The sequence below is a fragment of the Sphingomonas sp. S2-65 genome, assembly GCF_021513175.1.
In the GTDB taxonomy this organism is placed as follows: domain Bacteria; phylum Pseudomonadota; class Alphaproteobacteria; order Sphingomonadales; family Sphingomonadaceae; genus Sphingomonas.
Window position 1 is genome coordinate 1,094,069 of record NZ_CP090953.1, and the last position, 22,529, is coordinate 1,116,597.

Here is a 22,529-nt window from a genome sequence, read left to right on the forward strand (position 1 = left end):
TCATGCGCCCCGCGCCGGCCAGCGGCGGCGCAGCCACAGGTACATTCCGGCGACCAGGATGATCGCCGACAGCAGGACGAAGATGCCCAGATCGTACACCGTGTACATCGATGCAGCCGGGTCGCGGTATGCTTGGTAGCTCTTGGCGGCGTAGCGCGCCAAGGTCGGCAGGAAGACCAGCAGCAGAACCGCCAGCGCACAGACTCGTCCGACCACCCACGCTATCGAGAAAAAGCGAAGAACCCGGACGTTCTTGTATCCGGCACCGCCCGCGCTGGTGCCCAGACGACCACCACTGATCCAGTAAAGCCGATCGCGCAGATAGACACGAGCATCGGCATCGAGATTCGGATAGCTCAGATAGTTGCTGAGCACGTAATATATGTCGGTCCTGAGAAACAGGTTGAACTGCCAGACCATCGTCACGAAGATCTGCAGGATCAGCGCGCGCAGTAGGAACACCGGGAAGCCGGTTTCGCCGTTCCTGCGCAACGCCGCGATCACCAGCGTCACCACTGCTATCACCAGCACGTCGACCATCATGCCCGCTACCAGCGGCAGGTAGCGCTGCCGCTTCGGCAACGCCCAAATGCCCGACAAGTCGGCCTCGGCGACGATGTTCCACAAGCGGTGGCCGATCCCCAACCTCGAACGCACTCCGTACCGCGCGGCGGCGAGCATGTGCCCCAGTTCGTGCAGGGCCACTGCCAAGGAAGACAGCAGGAGCAAAAGCACCAGCGTCAGAGCGAAATCCCGCTCGATGAAGAAGGCGTGGCGGTCGATCCGCAATGCCGGATCGGTAACCGCCAGATATGCGGCATAGCCGACTATCGCAGCGTAGCAGAGGAACGCGGGCACGGAAAAAACCGCTCTGGCAAGACGCGGATCGGCCTGGAAGAGGATCCTGTTGTCTTCCCCCTTCGGCGCCACTCGCTGCTGATGCCCATCGGCCTCGCTGGCCAGGTAGATGAAGCCGATCTCGCGAAGCATCGCCACGAAGTCGTCGACATCGACCGCTTCCTCGCCTTGCGCGTTGAGCAGGGCGCTGATCTCGGAAGGCGTACGGCCTTGCTGGAGCATCTCGACGACGGCGCGGCCCTGCGCCGGCACTTGATAGAACGCGTCCATTTCCGCGTTACCGATGAGGAAGTCCTCTCCCTCCGGCTGGATTGACAGCGGCACCACGCGATAGGGTTCGTCATCCATGATTGCCCGAATGCCTTTCATCCGGCGCTCGGATCCCGGTGTACTGCGCCGATGCGAGCTTCCAGCGTCCGCCCGAACGATGGGCAACGAAGCTCGCACGAAGCTCCATCATCCGCGCCGGCTGTCCAGGCGATGGTACGGCATAAGCGAGCTTGGCGACCACGACCGCAACGTCGCCGAACATGCGCACCACTGGGTCCTTCACCTCCACCGTGGGTGCACTCGCCTTCTTGTCCGGTGCGTAGAAGCTCAACATCCTGCCGCGCGCATCCACCTCGCCGACGGGGGACACCTCGAGATAATCGGGGGTCGTAAGCTCGGTCAGCGCAGCTACGTCGAAGGCACGTTGCGCCTGCAGGAAATCAGTGACCAGCCGGAGCAGCGCCTGGTCCGACGGCGCCGCTTGCGCCGGCTGCCCAGCCGACTGCTGGGCCCATGCGACGCCAGCTACGGGGATCAGCGCCCCCATTGCGACAGCAGCCATGATCGTCACCGCGGCGGCAAAGCTAGACAATCTCATCAGCCCCTCCCGGGTACCGGTGCGCGTGCGCAGACAGGCAGCCATTTCCGCTGGCCAAGAGGCGGACCGGCTGCGCCGCCGGTCCGCCTTCAGGCGATCAGAAGGGCCAGCAGGTCCAGATCGGGTAGAACGCCACTGCGGTGGTCTTGAGCGTCTGCACCTTTAGAACCGAGATCTTCTTCATCAGAATACTCCTTTGTTCGGTTTAGGTCGGCAACGACACACTTCGCAAATCTGACTTCATATCAGTTCTACGAAGCGAACACGCCCGCTACCAGGCAGTCCCTTTAAAGACTGCCAGCGCGTTCTTATCCAAAACTACGCTTCTGATAATCGGAGTCAATGCAGCGACTCACATCAATATTTACTTCGCTTGTATATGATGACGACAACAGTGCTGGGAATTACAAGCCAATGTCGCGACTCCACGCAGAATCTTCATTTCGGATATGTCGAGCAGAACTTGCGCTGCAATGGAGGGTAAATCGGCGCGCCTTTACGGGCAGCGACAGCTGCCGCGCTTTACACCAGCCAGGGTATGGAGATCAGGCTGCTTGAGCCGGGGCCGCGCCTGGGACAATCTCGGTGCTCGCGGCCACAGGCTGCTCGACCGCGGCCTCGCGACGCAGCAACTCGGGCGCGGCGCGTCCGTACAGGAATCCCTGCCCCAGATGGCAGCCAAGTTCGCGCAACAGTTCGGCTTGCGCTTCGGTCTCGATCCCTTCGGCAACGACTACCTTGCCAAGGCCGCGACCCATACCGATGATCGCCCGGACGATCGTCAGTGTGCCGCCATTCCCCTGCGCCAGCCCGGCCACGAACGAGCGGTCGATCTTGATCCGGTCGACCGGCATCTGGCGCAGATGCACCAACGACGCGAAGCCGGTGCCGAAGTCGTCCAGAGCGATGCATACACCCGCCTTGTGCAGGGTCTTCAACGTGACGAGGATCGTGTCGGCGGCGCGGTCCAGCATCACGCCCTCCGTCACTTCGATGCACAGCGACGAAGGCGAGAGACCGTAATGTGCTAGCCGGTCGAGCACCCGGCGGGCGGCGCGTGGTCCGGCCAGTTGCGCCGAGGTGAAGTTGACGCTGAGCATGGCGATCTGGTCGCCATGGTCGCGTAGCCGCGTCAGCGCGAGTTCGAGCACGTGCTCCTGGATGCGCGTCCCGATCTTTTCCGCGACCAGCACATGGGCGAAGCGGTCGGGCAGCATCAGGCCGTGCTCGGGATGATCCCAGCGCAACAAGGCCTCATAGCCGCAGCAACTCTCGGAACCCAGATTCATGATCGGCTGAAGGTGCAGGCGGAACTCCCCGCGCTGGAGCGCCTTGTCGGCATCGGCGGTGAATTCGACTTGCATGTCGCGCAATATCCGCAACAGCGGATCGTACCGGCAGTGGCGGCTTCGGCCGAGCCGTTTCGCATTGTACAGCGCCAGATCCGCATTCTGGTACAGCGGCTCCGACGCCTCGCCGTCTTCCGGAAATCGCGCGGATCCGATGCTGAGGGAAATCACTCGGCCCTGACTCATATGCTGCCAAGGCTCGCCTTGCAGGTCGGCGATCCGCTCGGCCACGGCGTTCTCCTGCTCGAGGTCCCCGGGAAACAGCATCGCGAACTCGTCGCCGCCTATGCGCGCGACCTGTGTGTCGCGTCCGGCCTGCGCCACTTCGCTCAATGCGGTGGCAATGCGCTGCAGCAGCGCGTCGCCTCCCGCATGGCCTAGCCGGTCATTGGCGTCCTTCAGGAAGTCGACATCGATCAGGAACAGACTGAACGGCATGTCCCGCTCGATCATGCCGCGTATCGCCTCCTGAAACGCAGTGCGGTTGCCCAGCCCCGTCAGGAAGTCCGTATGTGCCGCCCGGCGCAGCGCCTTGGCTTCGATCCGGTCGATCTCACGACGTTGCCGCGCTTGATCCAGCTCGCGCCGCACCATCCGGAAGCGGTCGGCGATCGCGAGCGAAAGCACCAACGCTTCGAAGGCCAGCGCCGCAAACGTCGCCATGTCGACGGCGTCGTGCTGGGGCATCAACCCCAGGTTGCGGGCCAGGCGTGCCAGGAACACGCAGATCACCGGGCCCCAGCCGATCAGATAGAACCAGATCACCCGGCTGCCCCGCCGCGCCGCGACTGCGCTGGACAGCCCTACCCATATTGCGGTGGAAGCGACCGCATAGTTCAGCCACCGGTCGGTCAACACGGCGGGGAACAGCGCGTCGGTCGCCGCGACGAAGCCCAGCACGGCGCCGGCCGCAGCGAGCAGATGTCCACCCCGCACCAGCCAGCGGGGAAGCAACCGTTCTTCGAGGACGGCGAAGAAGAACATGTTTCCGGCGGCGATCATCAGCCCGACCAGAACATAATCGAGCCGTACCGCCACCGGACCTACCAGCCCCGGAACTGCGAAGCTGGCGACGTTCGTCCACACCATGCCATATGCGAACGCCAGGCTTACCCACAGCAGGTACCAGCCCTGGAACGCGTAGCGTTGCCCGGCATGGATCACGATGTTGTAGAGCAAGGCCGACAAGAGCGTCCCGACGAACACGCCCATCAGCACCAGCCAGCGGGCATCCTCCTTCGCCTGCTCGGAAGCGCCGACCGCCCTGATCTTCCGCATCAGCGAAAGGTCGTCGATGTGCTGGAACCCCAAATACAGGCCGCGGATTTCACGCCCCGCTGGATGCATGTCGAACTTGAGCATCCCGCCCGGCGCGCCACGCCCCGTCAGCTCCGCGGGCGTCCGGACCAGGCGGTGAACACCATCCGCCGCCACCGTGAGGATCGCGATCCGCTCGAACCGGGTCTGGTCGACCAGTAGATGCCAACCCGCCGGGAGGTCGCGCACACTGGCGGCGTCGAGCCGCAGCCAGAGCCACGTATCGGTATCGGTCAACGCGTCGGCGCCGCAGCGATAGCGCGCCGTCAAGACCGCGCGATCCGTCGCATCGTCGGGTAGCGCGGCGCTGCATGCGCTTCGATGAAGGTCGATCCCCGTCGCAGCGGCGGCCGTCGGCCACGCACATAGGCAAAGCACGAGCCCCAGTATCGCTAGTATCGTACCCCGCACGCCCCCGCCCTTGCGAACCCACCCGTCCGCTGCCGTAGCTATCCTTTTCCTAAAAATTTGCCAGAACTTGCAGATAGGCGGCATAAATATTTTTAGAGGTTAAATAACGGCGCAGCCTATCCTCGGGGCTATCGCGACACTCCGTGCGCAGCCGCAGCCGGCACGGCGGAGCGCGTCCGGAGCTTCCCGAACTCGGATCCCGGCTTCCACGCCGGCCAGGCGCTCCCGTGTGCCAGTTCTTTGCCGATCGTGCCGACCAGCGCGATGTCCTGCAACGCGCCGGCCAGGTTCCAGTCCTTGCTCCACGCGTCGCATGCCTGATGATAGCAGGACCCGGTATAGGCATCGATCCAGGCCTGCCCGGCGGCCGTGCCGCCTTGCTTCAGGTCCGATGCCCCGGCGATGCCCATGATCAGCAGCACCGGCACGCCGCGCTTGGCGAACGAGAAATGGTCGGCGCGGTAGAACAGCCCGCGCTCGGGCAGCCCTTCCGGCGTCACCCGGCGCCCCTGCGTTGCCGCGACCCGCGCCATGTCGTCCTCCAGCGTATTCTGCCCCTTGCCCACCAGCACGACATCGTTGGCAGGTCCCGCGGTCTGAAGGACGTCGAGCGTCAGGTTGGCGACCGTCTTGTCCATCGGATAGACGGGGTTGGCGGCGTAATACTCCGAACCGAGCAGCCCGCGCTCCTCCGCGGTCCATGCGGCGAACACCACGCTGCGCGCAGGTGGCGGACCAGCCTTCATTCTCCGCGCGATCTCGATCATGCCGGCAACGCCGAGCGCGTCGTCATTGGCGCCGGGGCGATAGATCCGGCCCAGCGCATCCGGCGCGCCCTTGCCATAGGCGTCCCAATGCGCCCCGAACATGACGACTTCGTCGGGCCGGCGCGCACCTGGGATGCGCGCGAGCACATTGTGGCTCGTCACCACTTCGTGCGACGCCGGCATCTCGGCCTGGAAGGTGACGCCCTTCAGTTCCACCGGCCTGAAATCGGGCGAACGCGCCGCGGCCTTCAGTTTGTCCAAATCCAGCGAGGCGAAGGCGAACAGCCGGCGCGCCGCCGCATCCGCCAGCCAACCCTGCAGGCGCACGCTGGTGAGGTCCTCCGGGCGGCGGTCGATATCGTAATTCTCGCCGCCCGGGCTCACCACGACGTTCCAGCCATAGCCGGCACCGGCGGTCTCGTGGACGATCAGCGCGCCTACCGCGCCCTGCCGCGCCGCTTCCTCGAACTTGTAGGTCCAGCGCCCATAATAGGTCATCGTCCGGCCGCCGAACTTGCCCGCCACGGGCTCGCCGGGTTCGGCGTGGAAGTCCGGGTCGTTGACCAGGAAGACCACGACCTTGCCGCGCACGTCGACATTCTTGAAGTCGTCCCATCCGCGCTCCGGCGCCTTCGCGCCATAGCCGACGAACACCACCGGCGCGTCGACCCTCGCCACATCGTCTGGGCGGATGGTCGACAGGTACAGGTCCTTGCCGGCGACGAGCGGTGCGGCCCCCTCCGGCCCCTTGAAGGCGAGCCGCGTCGCCGCGCCCAGTCGGGTGTGCAGCAACGGGACCTCCTGGACCCATCGTCCGTTCGGCCCCGCCGGCTCCAGCCCCAGCGCCTGGAATCGCGCGACCAGATAGTCGATGGTCCTTTTCTCTCCGGCCGTTCCCGGCGCCCGTCCCTCGAACGCGTCCGAAGCCAGCGTTCTGACCGTTTCGGTCACCCGCGCCGCTGCATCCTTCGCCTGCGCTAGCACGGGCGTGGAAGCGAGGGAGAGAAGGGCGGCGGCGCTCAGCAGCAGTTGGTTCCGGTTCATGCCGGAAGGGTACGGACCTCCATCGACAGCGGCAAGTCCGTCCACCGCCGACGCATGCCTGCCTCCGCCTGCACTCTCAAAGCGCGCGGAAGCGGAAGTCGCGGAAACGGGCTGTCCCCGCTCCCGCCGAATAGAGCCCGGGCCGGAGCATCAGGAAACCGCCGCGGACATTATGGTGGTAGCCGGATACTTCCATGCCGCGGTCGAAGCGGGTCCAGCTATGCCCGCCATCGCCCGAGCTGTGGAAGGACACGATGTGCCGGTTGTTGGTGACCCGCATCCGCATCCGGCGGCCATGTGGATTGGCGGGCCGCCCGCGCTCGATGCCGTATTGGTGCGTGACGAACCGCTTCTCGTCGAACCCCAGCCCGCAATACAGCTTCTCGTCATAGAAGAGTACCAGACCCGCGGTCCCGCCCGGCTCGATCTCGATGTCGCATTCGAATTGATACGCCTGATCGCCCGCGATCAGCAGCAGCGGAGAGGAATCGCTCGGCGCCGATCCCGCAGCCGTCAGCAACAGCCCAGACCCGTCGGTACGCGCGCGCTTGCTTTCGCCGGGCGACGGCTTGAAGAAGTTCCACTTCTGGCCGAGCTGGAGTGGCTTGGCAAAATCGTCCGACAGCGGCTGGCCGTGCGGAACCGCGGTCCCTCCGCGCGGCTTGCGGATCGGCTGCGACAAGTCGCCGCCCTTCATCCGGAACCAGCCGTCCTTCGTCCACTCGATCGGGTCGAGCAGCGCCTGGCGGCCCAGCGTCCAATAGCCATTCTCGAACCCGTGATAGACCGACCACCAGCTGCCATCGGGCGCCTCGATCAGCGAGGCGTGCCCCCGCGACCACCATTTCTCCTCCAGCCGCGTGGTACGGACCAGCGGATTGTGCGGGCAATTCTCCCAAGGTCCGTGGATCGAGCGTGAGCGGGCGGCGATCACCATGTGTCCGGTGGGGGGCCCCGCCGTGCCGCCGACGGCGGTGATCATGTAGAACCATTCGCCGCGCCGGTGGATCTTCGGCCCTTCGGGCGAAAATCCCTCCACGTCCCAATCGTCGGGGTAGCGCCAGGGATCGTACACATGCTCCACCGACCCGACGGTCGACAGTCCGTCTTCGGACAGGCGAATGCGGTCGCCACCCGACAGGAACAGCCAGCGCGATCCATCCTCGCCCACGGCGTGACACGGATCGATATGGTTCGGCAGGCGCAGGTCGACCGGGTCGCTCCACGGCCCCTCGATATGGTCGGCCCAGATCACGAAGATGGAATTCGGCTTCGCCTTGACGGGTACGTACAGGAAGTACCGCCCGGCATGCTTCTCCAGGCTCACTGCCCAGACCGACCCGATGTTGCGGTTGAGCGCCGCCTTGCGCGGCTGCCAGTTCACCAGGTCGCGGCTGTGCCAGATGGTCAGCCCGGGATAGGAATCGAAGCTGGAAAAGGTCATGTAGTAATCCGCGCCATCCTTCAGGATCGCCGGATCGGGATGATCGCCCGCCACCAGGGGATTGAGGAAGCGCCCGTCCCCGAGATCGCAGATCCGCTGCCCGTCAAAGCCGCGGCGCCAGTCGGGCGGAACATCCTTGCCCGCCGCGATCGCCCGGCCGGGAACCACCGCCGCCGCCGTCGCCAGCCCCACCGCGAAACTATCCCGTCGGGACAAGCTCATGAACACCTCACCTTCGGGCCGAACGCTATCGACATCATCCCGAAGGTCAACAGCGGGACGCTATCGGACCCACTGAGGTACCTGCACGTTGATGCCCCCATGTCGCATGGCAGCAATATCGTTTACCCTTCAGGTCCCGACGCACCGCACGCGTTCGATATCATCCCGCTGAAGCCCCGCAACGGCACGCTGGATGCCCGGTGCCCCGTCTGCCACGGTTATGGCGAGTGGAACACCGAGATCGATCTGGTCAGCTTCCGGTGCAAACGGGCGGTCTGCCCACGGTGCCTGGGCGCCGGCTGGGTGGAGACCGGCAGCGATCCGATCAGCCTGCCCGCCATCGAATTGGCGCCAGAGGGATATCCGAAGTGGGTGACGCACTGCGTCCCAAGAGACGAAGTAACGGAAGAGGACACCGCCGGCGGAACCCTGCTGGCGCCGGACGTGTGAGCCAGCTGGTCCTGCAATAGCGCAGCGCCTTGGCCTTGCCGCCGGCGCTACGCGTGGTGCCGCGGACACGTAGAGCCCGGAAGGCACCGCCCCCTTTACCCTGCCGGAAGCACGGCCCGGCGGGCCATGGATCGCCTGGCGTGAACGCGCTAAGGCTGGTGCATGGCGCTCGGCAGAACACTCGGAAAGACGATCGCGCCCTGGCGCTTCATCCTGTTCGGGGCGATACTGATCGCCGCCTGTGCGGGCCTGGTGCCGCTTGCCGGATGGCGGCACGGGATCATGGCGGCGTTCGACCTTGCCGCCCTCACCTTCCTCGCCACGCTGCCGGCGCTGATCCGCCTCAACGCCAACGACATGCGGCAAAAGGCGACGGAAAACGACGCGAACCGAGCCGCGCTGCTCATCATCAGCGTGGCGGTCAACCTGGTCGTGCTGGTCGCTGTGGGAACCGAACTGGCTGACAAGGGTGGGTCCAGGCCGCTGTCGGTGGCGCTGATCGTCGGCACGCTGCTGCTCGCCTGGCTGTTCGCGAACATGGTCTACGCGCTGCACTATGCGCATATCTTCTACTTGAAGCGCGACGGTGACCGGGGCGATCGCGGCGGGCTCCGCTTCCCCGACATCGAGGAGCCCGGATACTGGGAGTTCATCTATTTCAGCTTCACGCTGGGGATGACCTTCCAGACCTCCGATGTCGAAATCACGACCACCCAGATGCGGATCGTCTCGATCATCCACGCCTTCGCGGCGTTCGTGTTCAACCTCGGCGTAGTCGCCTTCACCATCAACATATTGGGCAGTGGCAGCTGAGGTCTAGGAGTCGCGCTCCCCGGCCGCTGGTCCCGCATACCGCCGCGCGATGACGGCGCAAGCGATCAACTGGATCTGGTGGAAGATCATCACCGGCAGGATCACCGCGCCCACCTGCGCGGCGGGAAACAACACGCCCGCCATCGGAACGCCCGACGCCAGGCTCTTCTTCGAGCCGCAGAACAGCAGCACGATCGCGTCGCCTCTGTCGAACCGGAGCAACCGGCCCGCCAAATAGGTGAGCAACAACACCGCGCCGAGCAGCACGCAGCAGACAAGCAGCAACACCGCCAGCGTCTCGCCCGACACGCGCTGCCACAATCCCTCCACCACCGCCGCGCTGAAGGCGGTGTAGACGACGAGCAGGATCGAGCCGCGGTCCACCATCGTAACCAGCCTCTTCTGCCGCGACACGAACCCGCCAAGCCACGGTCGCAGCGCATGCCCGAGCAGGAACGGCAGCAGCAATTGCAGCGCGATCGTCTCGACTGACTCGATGGAGATGCCGGCCGATGCGCCGGGTGCCGTCATCAACAGCGCCACCAAAGCGGGGGTGACGAAGATGCCGATCAGGTTGGAGAAGGAGGCGCTGCACACCGCCGCCGCCACGTTGCCCCGCGCGATTGCCGTAAACGCGATCGACGACTGCACCGTGGAGGGCAGCAGCGTCAGGAACAGCAGGCCCGCCGCCATCGGTCCGTCGAGCAGCGGCAACGACACCAGGCCCAGGCCGAGCAGCGGAAACAGCACGAAAGTGGTGGCGAGCACCGCGAGGTGCAGCCGCCAGTTGCGCGCCCCGTCGATCAGCGCCTGGCGAGAGAGCTTGGCGCCGTGCAGGAAGAACAGCAGCACAATGCCCGCTGTCGTCAGGACATCGAACACCGACGCGGCGACGCCCCGCGCCGGCAGGAACGATGCCAGCAGCACGGTGCCGAGCAACGCGCCGATGAAAGGTTCGAAGACGGCGAGGACGCGGCGGAGCATGCGATTTCCCGAATGAGCACTCGCGCTTAACGCGAAAAGCCTGGCTCTTCAAAAAGCTAGCGCGCCTCGCGGCACGCGGCACCCAGCCTTAGCGAAGCTTCAGCAGCGCGGTCGCCGCAGACGCAGGGTCGGCTCGTTCCAGCAACGACTGCTGCACCGCGCGTGCCGTCCGGGCGACCTTGCCCGAATACGCCGCCTTCCCGTTCACGGTCACACGGATTGGGCGATCGAGGTCGATCAGGCGGTCGGACAGGCGCAGCATCATGCCTTCGGGAACCGCTCCGGTCAGCGTGATCGTCTGGCCCTCGGCCACGGCGGTTATCGTGTCCCCCGCCTTTGCCGCCCCCGCAGGCACCTCCAGCCAATAGAAGCGATCGTGGAGCACGTCGTCCTGCTCCCACACGATGCGCTTGGGCCATGGATCGCGGGTGAAGCCTGCCATCCACGGCAGCGCCTCGGCATCCTTGCGGTTCATCCAGTGCGGCAGGCCCGGATAGATCCGCGCCATATGGGAATAGCCGCCGGGATCCGCGGCTCTCAGCCGGTCGAGCGCGGCCGCCTTCTCCGCCGCGATCCGATTGCGGTCATAGGCGTCGTCGGCTCCACCCATGAAGATCGCGAAAGGCAGGTTACGCAGGCCCGCGAGCGACGCATCATTGGGGTGGCCCGCCATCATCGCCGCGGCAGCGAAGCGGTCGGCCATCCGCGGCGCCAGCTGCCACACGCCGTCGCCACCCGCCGAATAGCCCATCAGATAGACGCGGTTGGGATCGACGCCGTTCACTGCGATCTGCGCGTCGATCAGCTGCTGGAACAGCGCGTCGATATGCCCCTCATGCCACAGGTTCCAGGTGTCGGTCGGCGCGCGCGGCGCCAGATAAATGCCCTCGGCGGGTTCATAGAGGCGGATCTGGTTCTGCCACTGGCGGTCGTTCACCGCCGCCGACGCGTTGCCGCCGCCATGCATCGAGATCCAGAGGCTGCGCTTGCCGGGTGCGGCGTCCCCGAAGCGCTTGCTCTCCCATTTGAGCGTCTTGTCGCCGATCGTGATCTGCTTGGCGGCGATCGCGGCCGCCGCGTTTCCGGCCACCGAGCGCATGCGGGCCGCGCCTAACAGCGCGCGCGCGCGCTCCGCCTGCTCGCGGGTCAGCGGACGCGCAAGCGCCGGATCGTCGAGCCGCCGCTCCGCCTCGGGCTGTTTGAGCCAGGCCTCCAGCGCGGCGACGGGAGGCGCTGCGGCATCCGCGCGGGCCTGCGCAATGAACGCCGGTGCGAGAAGCGCCGGAGCCATCAGGCTGGCGGAAAGTGCGAGGCGGATCGGGGTGGAACGCATGCCGCCCCTCTAGCGACTTCATGCCGCAGGTCCACCGTTCGGCAGCCTGCGCCATGAAGATCCCTAGGAGCCCGATGAGTCCGTCAATGCGACGCGAAGTACGTAACCACCTCGTGGATGTAGTCGCGGCCGCGATACAGCGCGTCTGCGGAGATACGCTCGTTCAGCCCGTGCGTCCCCGATGTCGCTGGATCGTTCCACAGGCCGGGAATGCCATAGGTCGGAATACCCAGCTTGCTCAGATACGTCGCGTCGGTCGCGCCCGTCGACTGGGTGGGTATCACCGGCACGCCAGGAAAGTGCTTGGCGCCGATCGCGGCGATCGGCTTCAGGATCGCCGGATCTAGCGGCGGCGTGACGGCGACCGGGCGTTCCTGGATCTTGCTGCGCAGCACCTTCACCTCTGGATCGGCGATCGCAGCCTCGATCGCGGCCTTGGTCTGCTCGGCGGTTTCTCCAGGCGCGATCCGGCAGTTGATCGAGGCGGTGGCCCGCTGCGGCAGCGCGTTGGCGGCATGCCCGGCATCGAGCAGCGTCGCGACGCAAGTGGTGCGCAGGATCGCATTCAGACTGGGGTCGCCCGACACCGTCTGCGTCGCCTGGATGTCGCCCGGCTGCTGCGAGAGACGGACCATCGCCGCACCCACCGCGTCCTTGCGAAGCGCACCGGCCTGGGCGAGATACGCAGTCGACACCGGATTCAGCCGCACCGGGAACTGCAGCCCCCGTACCTTGAGCAGCGCTTCGGCCAGCCGGTAAATGGCGTTGTCGGGCTTGGGCACCGAGCTGTGCCCGCCGGGGTTGGTCACTTCCAGGATGAAATTGCGCGGCGACTTTTGCGAGACCTGCACGCCCAGCGTCTCGGGCCCGCCTCCCGGCGCTTCGCTGCCGCCCCCGCCTTCGTTGAAGGCGAAGCCCGCCTTCATCTGCTCGGGCAGATTGTCCACCGCCCAGCCCGCTCCGTTCAGCACCCGCTCGTTGGTGCCTTCCTCGCCGCAGGTCAGCGCCAGCTTCACCGTCCGCCGTGGCTTGAAGCCGCTCTGCTTCCAGCGGATCAGCGTGTCGGAAAAGATCGCCGCCTGCGCCTTGTCGTCGCTGGTGCCGCGTCCGTAAAAATAGCCGCCTTCCTCGATCAGCTTGAACGGCTCGCGGACCCAGTCCTCGCGCCTGGCCTCGACCACGTCGATATGCGCCAGCAGCAGCATCGCCGGTTGCTTCGCGTTAGATCCGGCCCAGTTGACGATCAGCCCGCCGTCACGCGGGCGGTCCGGCGGCACGTAGAGCGTCAGCTCGCGATCGGTGAAGCCGGCCTGGCGCAGCCGCGCCGCCACCTGGCGCGCGGCCAGGGTGCAGTCGCCGACCGACGAAGTGGTGTTGGTCTCTACCAGCTCCTTGTAGAGATCATGGAACGCCGTCCGGTCCGGCCGCTGCGGCGTGTCCTGCGCCCCTGCAGGCTGGGTGGTCATCGCGGCGGCCGTCGCCAAAGTCAGTGCAATGCGCTTCATCGCTGTCTTTCCTGCTCGATCGAAATGAAAGGATGCCATTCGGTGCCGGTCCTGGCCACCGGCCCGCGCGCCGTCAGAAGCCCCTGCGCAGGTTCACGCCGATGGTGCGCGGGCGGGAGGCGACGAAATAGTCCGGGCTTCCGGTGGCGGAGGCCACGCGGTTGAGCCCGTATTTGTTGAACAGGTTGTTCGCGAACAGCGAGATGTTGAAGCTGTCCGCCTCGATGCCTACCCGCGCGTTGAAGATGCTGAAATTGCCGATCTCGCGGTAAAAGGCGTTGGTTTCGCGCAGTTCGGTGTTCATCCGCCCCGTGTACGTCCAGTCGAGCCGCACCAGCCCGTTCAGCGTATCGGTGACCGGCGGCGTGTATTCGACGCCAGCCGCTGCCGTCGTCCGCGGGATATAGGTCAGCACGTCGCCCATCCGCCCGGGCGCGGTGATGAACCCGGTCGAATCGACCTGGTCCGACGTCAGCCGCGCATTGTTGTAGTTGAAGCTGGCGTTGAGGTTCAGGTGCCGCACGGGGCGAAGGCCCGCTTCCACCTCGACGCCCTCCACGCGCACGCCGGCCAAATTGTAGATGAAGTTGAAATTGCCGCCGCCCTGCTGAAGCGTCGAGACCGACGTCTGCACCTCGTCCCAGTCGGTGCGATACACCGCCAGGTTCAGCGTCGCCTTGCGCCCGAACCACGAGGTCTTGGCACCCAGTTCGTAGTTCCAAAGCGAATCCGGGCGATACACCAGATATTGCGCGGGCAGGTTCGGGATGTTGTTGGCGCCACCCGGGCGGAAGCCCTGCGCTGCGTTGGCGTAGACCAGGATGTCGCGTGCGGCCTGCAGCTCGACGTTGAACTTCTTCACCCAGCCCTTGGCGTCCGCGGTGGTCTCCTCATACGGCCGCGGCTCCTGGCCGTTGGTGAAGTTATACCCCTGATATTCGCCGCCTACGGTCTTGGTATAGTCGAAGTGGCGCAGGCCCACCGTCAGCGTCAGCGGGGTCACAGGGCGATAGTTTACTTCGCCGAAGAACGCGGTCTGCTCGACGCTGGTCAGGATGTTGCGTCCGCCAAGATTGTCGACCGGGTCGCGCTGCCCGCCGGTCACCGGATCGCCCGCGAACGGGAGCGTGTCGACGCGGTCGAAGCGGTTCTCGTGAAACAGCCCGACGGTATAGTTGAGCGCGCCCTCGCCGTTCGAGCTCAGCCGCGTCTCCTGGATCGAGTTGGTCACGTAGCGCGGCTGATACGCCCCGAACGGCGCCTTGGACCGGGCATAGGCCTGATACGCCGCGCGCTGGTTGGCGTTGCAGGTCGTGGTCGGGATGCCCAGCGCCACGCGCGTATAGAGCGGGCACCACCGCGCACTCGAGATCACGCTGGCGAACGCCGCGTTGTTGTCGTTGGTGCTCTCGACATCCCAACGGTACCAGGACGCACTGGTGGTCAGCGTTGCGAAGCCCAGGTCGAACCGACCGACGCCGTTGTAGAGCTGCAGCTCGTCGTGCCAGGGCTGGAAGATCTGGAAATCGGTGCGGAACGGCCCCAGCACCGAGCTGTACTGCGCGGTGCCGTCGATATCCTGCGTCTGGAACAGCGCGGTGGCGGTAAGGGACACATCGTCGCTGGGCGTCCAGGCCAGGATCGCGCGGCCACCCTCCAGCGTCGCACGGTTGGCGTTGTCCCGGTCGAGCCGCGTGTAATCGACATAGCCGCTCTGCCGCTCGCGATAGCCGACCACTCGAAGCGCGAGCTTGTCGGCGACCACCGGAACGTTCAGCGCGCCCTTGGCGAAATAGCCGAAGCCGCCATTGCGGGTGTCGCTCGCCTGAAGCTCGACCGCGCCTTCATATTTGGTGGCGTCCGGCTGATTGAACAGCACGCGCAGCGTTCCGCCCATCGAGCCCGAGCCGTACAGCGTGCCCTGCGGCCCGCGCAGCACTTCGACGCGCTCGACGTCGAACAGGTTCAAATTGGGCGTATTGCCGGCGGGGTCCGAGTTGGTTCCGGACGGGCCGGTAAGCGGCGTTTCGCCATAATAGAGCCCCACCGTGCTCTCGCCCGATGCCTGCACGCCCCGGATCGACACGCGGGTGCGCCCCGAATCGCTCTCGGTCAGCTGCAGGCCCGGTACCTGGCGGACGATGTCGGCGATCGTCGTGGCGCCAAGCTTGCTCAACTGCTCCTCCCCCAGGGCGGAGATTGCGATCGGCGTCGTCTGCACCGTGGATTGCCGCCGCAGCGCCGTGACGACGATGTCGGCAGGCTGGTCCGGGTCCGCCGCGGTGCTCGTGTTCGCCGCGTCGTCGCCGCCCGCGGTCTGCGCGAACGACGCAGACGGCATCACGATGGCAGCAGTCATCAACAGCCCAGATTGCACGGCAAATCGCATCTTACCTCCAGAAAATCGCTGTCACGGCGAGCCGGAGCGACCCCGCCGGAGACGGCTGCCGCGCTGGCGAAGCGAATTCCTATCAGCTAAGTAGGATATTGCAATGCAGTGCCGAAGATCGAGCGGTGGCACTGGGAATCTCTCGCATCCGCCCGTCGACTTCACGCGAGCCGTCGGGCACAACCCGCATCGCGACCGCGCTACGGCAGCGGCGCCACGACGGGGAGCAAGTGGATGATCGGCCGGGTAGTGACGGGTCTGGCATTGGCGGCCGCAAGCGCAGGCGCGGCACCGCTATCCAAAGCGCCGGATCCCGAAACGCGCGCCTGGTGGGCACTCGCGTCGGAACTGTCGAGCGATGCCATGGCAGGCCGCGACACCGGCTCCGCCGGCTATGATCGCGCCGCGGAACTGGTCGCGAAGCACTTCGCGGCGGCCGGACTACGACCGGCCGGGACCGACGGGTCGTGGCTCCAGTCGGTGCCCATGCACGAAATGGCGATCGCGTCCGCGCGGATCACCGTCGCGGGCAAGCCCCTGCGGTTCCTCCACGACTTCACCGTCCAGCCCGGGCCGTCGATGCCTACCCGGCTGTCGGCCCCGCTCGTCTATGCCGGTTATTGCGCGGCGACCACTCTCGGCGCGGCGACCGGCAAGATCGTCATCTGCCACGGCGTGAACCGCGACGGCCTGCCGTCGGGCGCCGACCGCACTGCCGCGGCGAAGGCCGCCGGTGCCGCCGGCATCATCACCATTTCGGATCCCGGCTTCACCGTCGAGCCACCGCGCTGGCCTTTCGCTTATGCCCGTGCCACGTGGCTCGCCGGATCGCCGCCGCCGTCCGACACGATGCTGCGGATGACACTGAACGCCGATGCGCTGGCCACGCTGATCGCCGGCAGCGGTCAGGATGCGCAGGCACTCGTCGCCGCGGGCAGCGCCGGAAAACCGCTTCCCCGCTTCGATGTCCGGGGCGCCCTTTCCGCCGATTTCACCCTGCGCGAGCGAGACCTGCGCTCCCCCAACGTGCTCGGGATGCTTCCGGGCACCGATCCCGCCCTGGCCAACCAGGCGATCGTGCTTTCGGCGCATCTCGACGGCTACGGCCCGGGTGAGGCGGTTCGCGGCGACGGGATGTACAACGGCACGCTCGACGACGCCGCTTATGTCGCGCTGCTGATCCAACTCGCCAAGGCCCGGCAGGGGCGCGGCTTTCGCCGGCCGATCCTCTTCGCGGCGTTCACCGGCGAGGAGAAGGGCCTGCTCGGTTCGCGCTGGTTCGTCCAAAACCCGACAGTGGCGAAGTCGGGCATCGCCGCCAACATCAACCTCGACCAATTGCGGCCGATCTTCCCGCTCGAACTGCTGACCGTCCACGCGCTCGACGACACCAGCCTCGGCGACGATGCCCGGGCCGTGGCGGCATCGATGGGCATCGCCGTCCAGCACGATCCGGAGCCGGCGCGCAATCTGCTGCGCCGCGCCGACCAATGGCCGTTCCTCCAGGCCGGCATCCCCGCGACCGCCTTCGTCTTCGGATATCGTCCGGGCACGCCGAGCGAGCGCACCTACCGCCAATGGTACCGCACCGGCTACCATCGGCCGCAGGACGACCCGCGGCAGTTCATCGACTGGAAGGCGGCGCGCGACTTCAATTGCTTCTTCTTCTCGCTGGTCGAGCGGGTGGCCGATCAGGCCCCTGCCCCAAGCTGGAAGCCCGGAAGTACGCTGCGCCCGGCTGCTCGGTAAAAAACGTCCCTCCCGGCGGCGCCAGGAACCGGCCATCAACCCGAGAAAGCAGCTCCCCGGCGAAGGCCGGGGCCCAGTTGCGGATCAGCCTGAGGTGTGAGGTCCACAGCATCTGGACCCAACCTCCTCCGCCTCAGCGCCGCGCGGCGCGGCTCTTTTCCCGCGCCGCGGTGAAATCACTGCCCGACCGCCATTGCGGCCAGCGCCCGCTATTCGCCACCTCCAGCGCGAGCGCATAGACCAGCGCGCCGTCCTGCTCGGCTGCGGCCATGTCCCAGCCTTCCTGGAACTCGTCGCAGCGCTGATGATAGCATTGCGCGTTATACTGCTGGACGACATCGTCGGCACGCGCACCGCTCATCAGGTCGCGGCCGGCACGGAAGTACAGGCTCGGTACGCCAGCCTGCGCGAACGCATAATGATCCGATCGCTGATACCAGCCGGCCTCGGGTGCGATCTCGGGCTCGATGCGGCGCCCCTGCGCGCCTGCCAGCCGGGCCAGATCGTCTTCCAGGTCGACGCGGCCAGCGCCGATCAGCTCCACCGACTTCGTCGCCGGCAGCGCGAGATGCGGGTCGAGGTTGAACACCGCCGCGGTGGTCTCGAGCGGGCGCACTGGATTGGCGACATAGTGATAGGCGCCAAGCAGCCCGTCCTCTTCGGAGGTATAGCCGATGAACAGCAGCGTGCGCTGCGTCCTGGGTCCACGCGCGAAGGCACGTGCCACGTCGAGCAGCGTCGCCGTGCCGACCGCATTGTCGATCGCGCCGTTGCGGATGCGGTCCCCGCCGGCGTCCGCCGGGCCGGCGCCATAGGCATCCCAATGCGCCCCGAACACCACGGTCTCCTTGGCGCGGCTCGTCCCGTCGAGCCGCGCGATGATGTTGCGGGTGGTCATCGGCGTCGCCCTCACCGTGGCGGACGCGCTCAGCGCCGCGCCGGGGATCGCGACCGGCTTGAAGCCGGGCTGTTTCGCCGCCCGGATCAGCGCCTCCAGGTCCAGCCCGGCCCGCGATATCAGCTGGGCGGCAAGGTCGCTCGTGACATATCCGGTCAGCCGTGCCGGACCGCTCGGGGCCGACGCCGAGGCGAGGCGGAAGGTGGCATTCGGGTCCGAATTCCATACCTGCTGCCACGGCCAGCTCGTCAGCGCCTCGCGGTGGATCGTCAGTACGGCCGCGGCACCCCGTGCAAATGCTGCGGCTGCCTTGCCGCCGGCATAGCGGCTCCGCTGCCGCCCGCCGAACGGACCGCTGGGCTGGTCATAATCCGGGTCGTTGGGCAGGATCAGCACCACCTTGCCCCGAAGGTCCGCGCCCGCATAATCGTCCCAGCCGAGTTCGGGCGCGCTGATGCCGAAGCCGGCGAATACGATCGGCGCATCCTGCACTCGGGCGCTGCCCTCGTGCGAGGCGCCAAGGGACCAGTCGCGCGCGCGGGCGGTCGGCACCCGCTCGCCGCCGACGGTGACGTCGAACGCGACGGCGTCCTTGTCCATGCGGATCAGCGGCACCTCCTGAAACCAGGAGCCGTTCGGCCCGCCGGGCTGAAGCCCCGCCGCTTCGAACTGCTGCTTCAGATATGCCAGCGTGACCGTTTCGCCGCGTTCGCCCGGTCCCCGCCCCTGAAACGCGTCCGAAGAGAGGACCCGCACATCCTCCTTGATCGCGTCGGCCTGGATCGGCGACGGGCTGTTCTGGGCTGCGAGCGGTGCCGCACAGGCGAGGAGCGTGGCGAAAGGAAGAATGCGCATGATGCCAAGGCTAACCGCACCAAGTCGAAAGTGCCAGCGATCATAGCGGATTAGGCGAACAACTTCTCAATACTGCCCATATCTTCCGCGAACCGCGTCGAGCAGTCTGCCGCTGTCGAACCCCACCCCGTCCTTGAACACGATCTCCACCTTCTCGATGTCGTCGATCCGCGTGGAGGGATCGCCCTCCACCACGACCAGGTCGGCATTCTTGCCCACTGCGATCGAGCCGATGCGGTCGGCCAGTCCCAGATAGGTCGCGCCGTTGAGCGTACCGATGCGGATCGCCTCCAGCGGTGTGAATCCGGCGTCAACCAGAAGCTCCACTGCGCGCTGGTCGCCGAAGCCCGGCAGCACATTGCCCGCGCCGGTCGGGTCCGGACCGGCGATCAGCAGCCCGCCGGCCGCCGCGAATGCGCGCTCCATGCGCAGCTCGTTGGCCCAGAGCTTCGCCCTTGCCGCCTTGCGCTCGGGCGCGGCGCTCAGCGCCTGGGTACGAAGGTAGAGGTAATCGTTCCGCGCTTGCGGGGTCAGCGTCGCGAGCATCTTGGGCGACAGCGGACGATAGCTTGGCGCGCTCGGCTCGAAGACGGGCAGCGTCGACGTGACCGCGACCTTGGCGGCAACCAGCCTGGCGATCAGCGCCTTCGCGTCCGCACCGTCCGGGTCCATGGCCGCCAGGGTCGGCGCGCCGACGGTTGCCGGGCACGTGTCGGGAGCTTTCCCCGGATCGCCCTGGGTATTCGCCCAAAAGCCATGCTCCAGATTGTCGATGCCCAGCGCCGCGGCTTCCGGGTAGGTCACCGAGCAGAGATGCCCGGTAAGCTTCATGCCGTGGCGATGCGCTTCGTCGATCGCCGCCCGGAGCTGGGCGCGGGTGATGTTCATATACGCCTTGAACGAGGTCGCACCCTGGTCCGCCCAGAACGCCACGAACCGGCGCGCATCTGCCGCGTCGCGCAGCAGGTGCATCTGGACGAACGGGCTGCCCGGCCCTTCCAGATACGGCGCGGTCACGTCCATGTGCGGGCCCGGTACCGCGCCGGCGTCGATCTGCGCCTTCAGGTTGAGATCGGCATAGGGTTCGACGCTGCCGGTGGTGCGGATCGTCGTGACGCCTGCCGCCAGGTACATGCGCGGCGACGAAAAGGTCATCTGCGGCACGAGCGGGCTCGGGCCATGTGCGTGGCCATCCGAGTCCAGCCCTGGCCGGGCGATGTAATAGAGGTGATCGTGCATGCCGACGATGCCCGGCATGACGCTGCGTCCCGTCAGGTCGAGCACGGTCGCACCCGCCGGCGCCGCCAGTTCAGGCCCGCCGATCGCGGCGATCCTGCCGTTCTCGATCACCAATGTCCGGTTCGCCTGCGCCGTCGCCCCGGTGCCATCGATGACGCGCACATGGCGCAGCACGATGACCGGCGCGTCCACTCGTACATAGGGGCGCACCGCTTCGCCCGGCGCGGCGCGAGGCGGCAGGATCCGACTGGCGATATCGGGCTCCCTCGCGTGGGCTGCTGCGGCAAGCATCGCCGCGGCGAGTATCAAACCTGTTCGCTTCGCCATTCCCACCACATATCTCCCCAGCCGGTTTGCCCGACCGTGCATCGCGCGCGCTCGCGTGCCAAGCCGTTTGCTGACGCGCCTGCAACTCGACGCTATGGAGCGTGCCATGGACCGTCCCGTTTCCGCCTCCCCTTCGCCGTTGCGCGTCGCCGCCTTGTACCGCTTCACGCGCTTTCCCGACTGCGCCAGCATGCGCGAGCCACTGGAGCACCTGTGCCGTGCACAGGGCGTTCGCGGCACCCTCCTGCTCGCGCCAGAGGGCATCAACGGTACGATCGCAGGCTCTGAAGAGGGCATCGCCACCGTCCTCGACCACATTCGCGGGCTGCCCGACTGCGCCGATCTCGACGTCAAGCTGTCGAGCGCGCCTACCATGCCCTTCCACCGGATGAAGGTGCGGCTGAAGCGGGAGATCGTAACGATGGGCGAGCCCGGCATCGATCCTCGCGCGAGCGCCGGGACCTATGTCGAGCCCGCGCAGTGGAACGCGCTGATCTCCGATCCCGACACCATCCTGATCGACACCCGCAATGACTATGAAGTCGCGATCGGCACCTTCCAGGGTGCGGTCGATCCCAAGACCGCCACCTTTCGCGACTTTCCCAAATGGTTTCGCCGCGAGCGCGAACGGCTGCTCGGCGCCGGCAAGCAGCCGAAGGTGGCGATGTTCTGCACCGGCGGCATACGCTGTGAGAAGTCGACCGCCTTCCTCAAGCAGGAAGGCGTGGAAAGCGTGTACCACCTCCAGGGCGGCATCCTGAAATATCTGGAAACCGTGCCCGAAGCGGAGAGCCTGTGGAAAGGCGAGTGCTTCGTGTTCGACCAGCGCGTCGCCATCGGCCACGGCCTCGCCCAGGGTAGCCACGAACTCTGCCATGCCTGCCGCCGCCCGGTCAGCCAGCAGGACCTCGCCTCCCCGCTCTACGAAGCCGGGGTGAGCTGTGCGGCCTGCCATGGCGAGCGGACCGAGGCGCAACGCGACTCTTACCGCGAGCGTCATCGGCAGGAGGCCCTCGCCGCCGCGCAAGGCCAGGCGCACATCGGCGCGGCGCAGCCCTGACCGCGCCGCTCGCCCCCATCCTCTACAGCTTCCGGCGCTGCCCCTATGCGATGCGGGCACGGCTCGCCCTGGCGGTAGGCGGCACGCGGTGCGAGCTGCGCGAGGTGACCCTGCGCGCCAAACCCGCGGAGATGCTCACCGCTTCTCCCAAGGGCACCGTGCCGGTCCTGGTCCTGCCCGACGGCACGGTGCTGGACGAGAGCATCGACATCATGCGCTGGGCGCTCGCGAACCGCGATCCCGAAGCATGGCTGGCGCGCAACGACTCCGCGCTGATCGCCACCAACGACGGCGCCTTCAAGCACGCCCTCGACCGATACAAATATCCCGAGCGCTACGGCGTGGATGCCCTGGCACACCGCAGCCAGGGACTGAAGTTCCTGCGCGAACTCGAAGATCGGCTGACCACCAGTGCCCAGCTATGCGGCGCCACCCGCGGGTTCGCCGACGCTGCGGTCATGCCATTCGTGCGCCAATTCGCCGCGGTCGACCGCTTGTGGTTCGACGCCCAGCCGCTTCCGCATCTCCGCGCCTGGCTGAGCGGACACATGGCATCGGATCTTTTCACTGCGATCATGGCGCGCGTCCCGCCATGGTCGCCCGGCGACCCGCCGGTCCCGTTCCCCCTCGCGCCTTCAGGGCTGTAG

General features: G+C 66.7%; 16 protein-coding genes. 5 read left to right on the top strand and 11 right to left on the bottom strand.

What is annotated here, in order from left to right:
* From LZ586_RS05135 to LZ586_RS05155, 5 genes are all read right to left on the bottom strand, one after another.
* A complete protein-coding gene (locus tag LZ586_RS05135) occupies nt 1-1,206 on the bottom strand; it encodes a hypothetical protein (RefSeq protein WP_235078596.1) in 1,206 nt (401 codons plus the stop codon).
* Entirely contained in the window at nt 1,199-1,726 is a 528-nt protein-coding gene (locus LZ586_RS05140) for a nuclear transport factor 2 family protein (protein WP_235078597.1), read from the bottom strand. The genes LZ586_RS05135 and LZ586_RS05140 overlap by 8 nt, the downstream gene beginning before the upstream one ends.
* 545 nt (nt 1,727-2,271) lie before the next feature.
* Complete coding sequence (locus LZ586_RS05145; RefSeq protein WP_235078598.1) at nt 2,272-4,662, bottom strand: putative bifunctional diguanylate cyclase/phosphodiesterase; 2,391 nt, start codon at nt 4,660-4,662, stop codon at nt 2,272-2,274.
* A 269-nt stretch (nt 4,663-4,931) separates the two neighbouring features.
* Nucleotides 4,932-6,614: a M28 family metallopeptidase gene (locus tag LZ586_RS05150; protein WP_235078599.1), complete on the bottom strand. Its 1,683-nt coding sequence runs from the start codon at nt 6,612-6,614 to the stop codon at nt 4,932-4,934.
* 76 nt (nt 6,615-6,690) lie between these two features.
* On the bottom strand, nt 6,691-8,280 hold the full coding sequence (locus tag LZ586_RS05155; RefSeq protein WP_235078600.1) for a family 43 glycosylhydrolase: 1,590 nt from the start codon (nt 8,278-8,280) through the stop codon (nt 6,691-6,693).
* Between the two features lie 99 nt (nt 8,281-8,379).
* Here LZ586_RS05155 and LZ586_RS05160 point away from each other — a divergent pair, with 99 nt between their 5' ends.
* Both LZ586_RS05160 and LZ586_RS05165 read left to right on the top strand, forming a co-directional pair.
* Nucleotides 8,380-8,730, top strand: coding sequence for a hypothetical protein (locus LZ586_RS05160; protein WP_235078601.1), 351 nt, complete (start codon nt 8,380-8,382; stop codon nt 8,728-8,730).
* Between the two features lie 162 nt (nt 8,731-8,892).
* The gene (locus LZ586_RS05165; protein WP_235078602.1) at nt 8,893-9,543 is read left to right on the top strand and encodes a DUF1345 domain-containing protein; all 651 of its coding nucleotides are present in this window, start codon (nt 8,893-8,895) and stop codon (nt 9,541-9,543) included.
* Nucleotides 9,544-9,546: 3 nt separating this feature from the next.
* Here LZ586_RS05165 and LZ586_RS05170 read toward each other — a convergent pair whose 3' ends face one another.
* The 4 genes from LZ586_RS05170 to LZ586_RS05185 form a co-directional block, all read right to left on the bottom strand.
* On the bottom strand, nt 9,547-10,527 hold the full coding sequence (locus tag LZ586_RS05170; RefSeq protein WP_235078603.1) for a bile acid:sodium symporter family protein: 981 nt from the start codon (nt 10,525-10,527) through the stop codon (nt 9,547-9,549).
* An 88-nt stretch (nt 10,528-10,615) separates the two neighbouring features.
* A complete protein-coding gene (locus LZ586_RS05175) occupies nt 10,616-11,860 on the bottom strand; it encodes a dienelactone hydrolase family protein (protein ID WP_235078604.1) in 1,245 nt (414 codons plus the stop codon).
* An 83-nt stretch (nt 11,861-11,943) separates the two neighbouring features.
* Nucleotides 11,944-13,365 (bottom strand): M20/M25/M40 family metallo-hydrolase, encoded by a 1,422-nt coding sequence (locus LZ586_RS05180; protein WP_235078605.1) that lies wholly within the window; start codon nt 13,363-13,365, stop codon nt 11,944-11,946.
* Nucleotides 13,366-13,438: 73 nt separating this feature from the next.
* On the bottom strand, nt 13,439-15,724 hold the full coding sequence (locus LZ586_RS05185; protein ID WP_235078606.1) for a TonB-dependent receptor: 2,286 nt from the start codon (nt 15,722-15,724) through the stop codon (nt 13,439-13,441).
* A 264-nt stretch (nt 15,725-15,988) separates the two neighbouring features.
* Between LZ586_RS05185 and LZ586_RS05190 the strand changes: the two genes are divergently transcribed.
* Nucleotides 15,989-17,503, top strand: a complete 1,515-nt coding sequence (locus LZ586_RS05190) for a M28 family peptidase (RefSeq protein ID WP_235078607.1) — start codon at nt 15,989-15,991, stop codon at nt 17,501-17,503.
* 133 nt (nt 17,504-17,636) lie between these two features.
* On the opposite strand, the gene LZ586_RS05195 is transcribed toward LZ586_RS05190, so the two are convergent.
* On the bottom strand, nt 17,637-19,256 hold the full coding sequence (locus tag LZ586_RS05195; RefSeq protein ID WP_235078608.1) for a M28 family peptidase: 1,620 nt from the start codon (nt 19,254-19,256) through the stop codon (nt 17,637-17,639).
* Between the two features lie 66 nt (nt 19,257-19,322).
* Nucleotides 19,323-20,786, bottom strand: a complete 1,464-nt coding sequence (locus tag LZ586_RS05200; RefSeq protein WP_235078609.1) for an amidohydrolase family protein — start codon at nt 20,784-20,786, stop codon at nt 19,323-19,325.
* Between the two features lie 142 nt (nt 20,787-20,928).
* Between LZ586_RS05200 and LZ586_RS05205 the strand changes: the two genes are divergently transcribed.
* Together LZ586_RS05205 and LZ586_RS05210 are read left to right on the top strand one after the other, a co-directional pair.
* Complete coding sequence (locus LZ586_RS05205) at nt 20,929-21,882, top strand: rhodanese-related sulfurtransferase (RefSeq protein ID WP_235078610.1); 954 nt, start codon at nt 20,929-20,931, stop codon at nt 21,880-21,882.
* A gap of 50 nt (nt 21,883-21,932) precedes the next feature.
* Nucleotides 21,933-22,529 (top strand): glutathione S-transferase, encoded by a 597-nt coding sequence (locus LZ586_RS05210; RefSeq protein WP_235078611.1) that lies wholly within the window; start codon nt 21,933-21,935, stop codon nt 22,527-22,529.

Coding starts and splice junctions, on each gene's coding strand:
- LZ586_RS05180 (WP_235078605.1), bottom strand. CDS start 13,365: ATGAAGCGCATTGCACTGACTTTGGCGACGGCCGCCGCGATGACCACC.
- LZ586_RS05210 (WP_235078611.1), top strand. CDS start 21,933: ATGCGGGCACGGCTCGCCCTGGCGGTAGGCGGCACGCGGTGCGAGCTG.
- LZ586_RS05165 (WP_235078602.1), top strand. CDS start 8,893: ATGGCGCTCGGCAGAACACTCGGAAAGACGATCGCGCCCTGGCGCTTC.
- LZ586_RS05150 (WP_235078599.1), bottom strand. CDS start 6,614: ATGAACCGGAACCAACTGCTGCTGAGCGCCGCCGCCCTTCTCTCCCTC.
- LZ586_RS05140 (WP_235078597.1), bottom strand. CDS start 1,726: ATGAGATTGTCTAGCTTTGCCGCCGCGGTGACGATCATGGCTGCTGTC.
- LZ586_RS05170 (WP_235078603.1), bottom strand. CDS start 10,527: ATGCTCCGCCGCGTCCTCGCCGTCTTCGAACCTTTCATCGGCGCGTTG.
- LZ586_RS05205 (WP_235078610.1), top strand. CDS start 20,929: ATGGACCGTCCCGTTTCCGCCTCCCCTTCGCCGTTGCGCGTCGCCGCC.
- LZ586_RS05160 (WP_235078601.1), top strand. CDS start 8,380: ATGTCGCATGGCAGCAATATCGTTTACCCTTCAGGTCCCGACGCACCG.
- LZ586_RS05185 (WP_235078606.1), bottom strand. CDS start 15,724: ATGACTGCTGCCATCGTGATGCCGTCTGCGTCGTTCGCGCAGACCGCG.
- LZ586_RS05190 (WP_235078607.1), top strand. CDS start 15,989: ATGATCGGCCGGGTAGTGACGGGTCTGGCATTGGCGGCCGCAAGCGCA.
- LZ586_RS05135 (WP_235078596.1), bottom strand. CDS start 1,206: ATGGATGACGAACCCTATCGCGTGGTGCCGCTGTCAATCCAGCCGGAG.
- LZ586_RS05175 (WP_235078604.1), bottom strand. CDS start 11,860: ATGCGTTCCACCCCGATCCGCCTCGCACTTTCCGCCAGCCTGATGGCT.
- LZ586_RS05200 (WP_235078609.1), bottom strand. CDS start 20,786: ATGCTTGCCGCAGCAGCCCACGCGAGGGAGCCCGATATCGCCAGTCGG.
- LZ586_RS05195 (WP_235078608.1), bottom strand. CDS start 19,256: ATGCGCATTCTTCCTTTCGCCACGCTCCTCGCCTGTGCGGCACCGCTC.
- LZ586_RS05155 (WP_235078600.1), bottom strand. CDS start 8,280: ATGAGCTTGTCCCGACGGGATAGTTTCGCGGTGGGGCTGGCGACGGCG.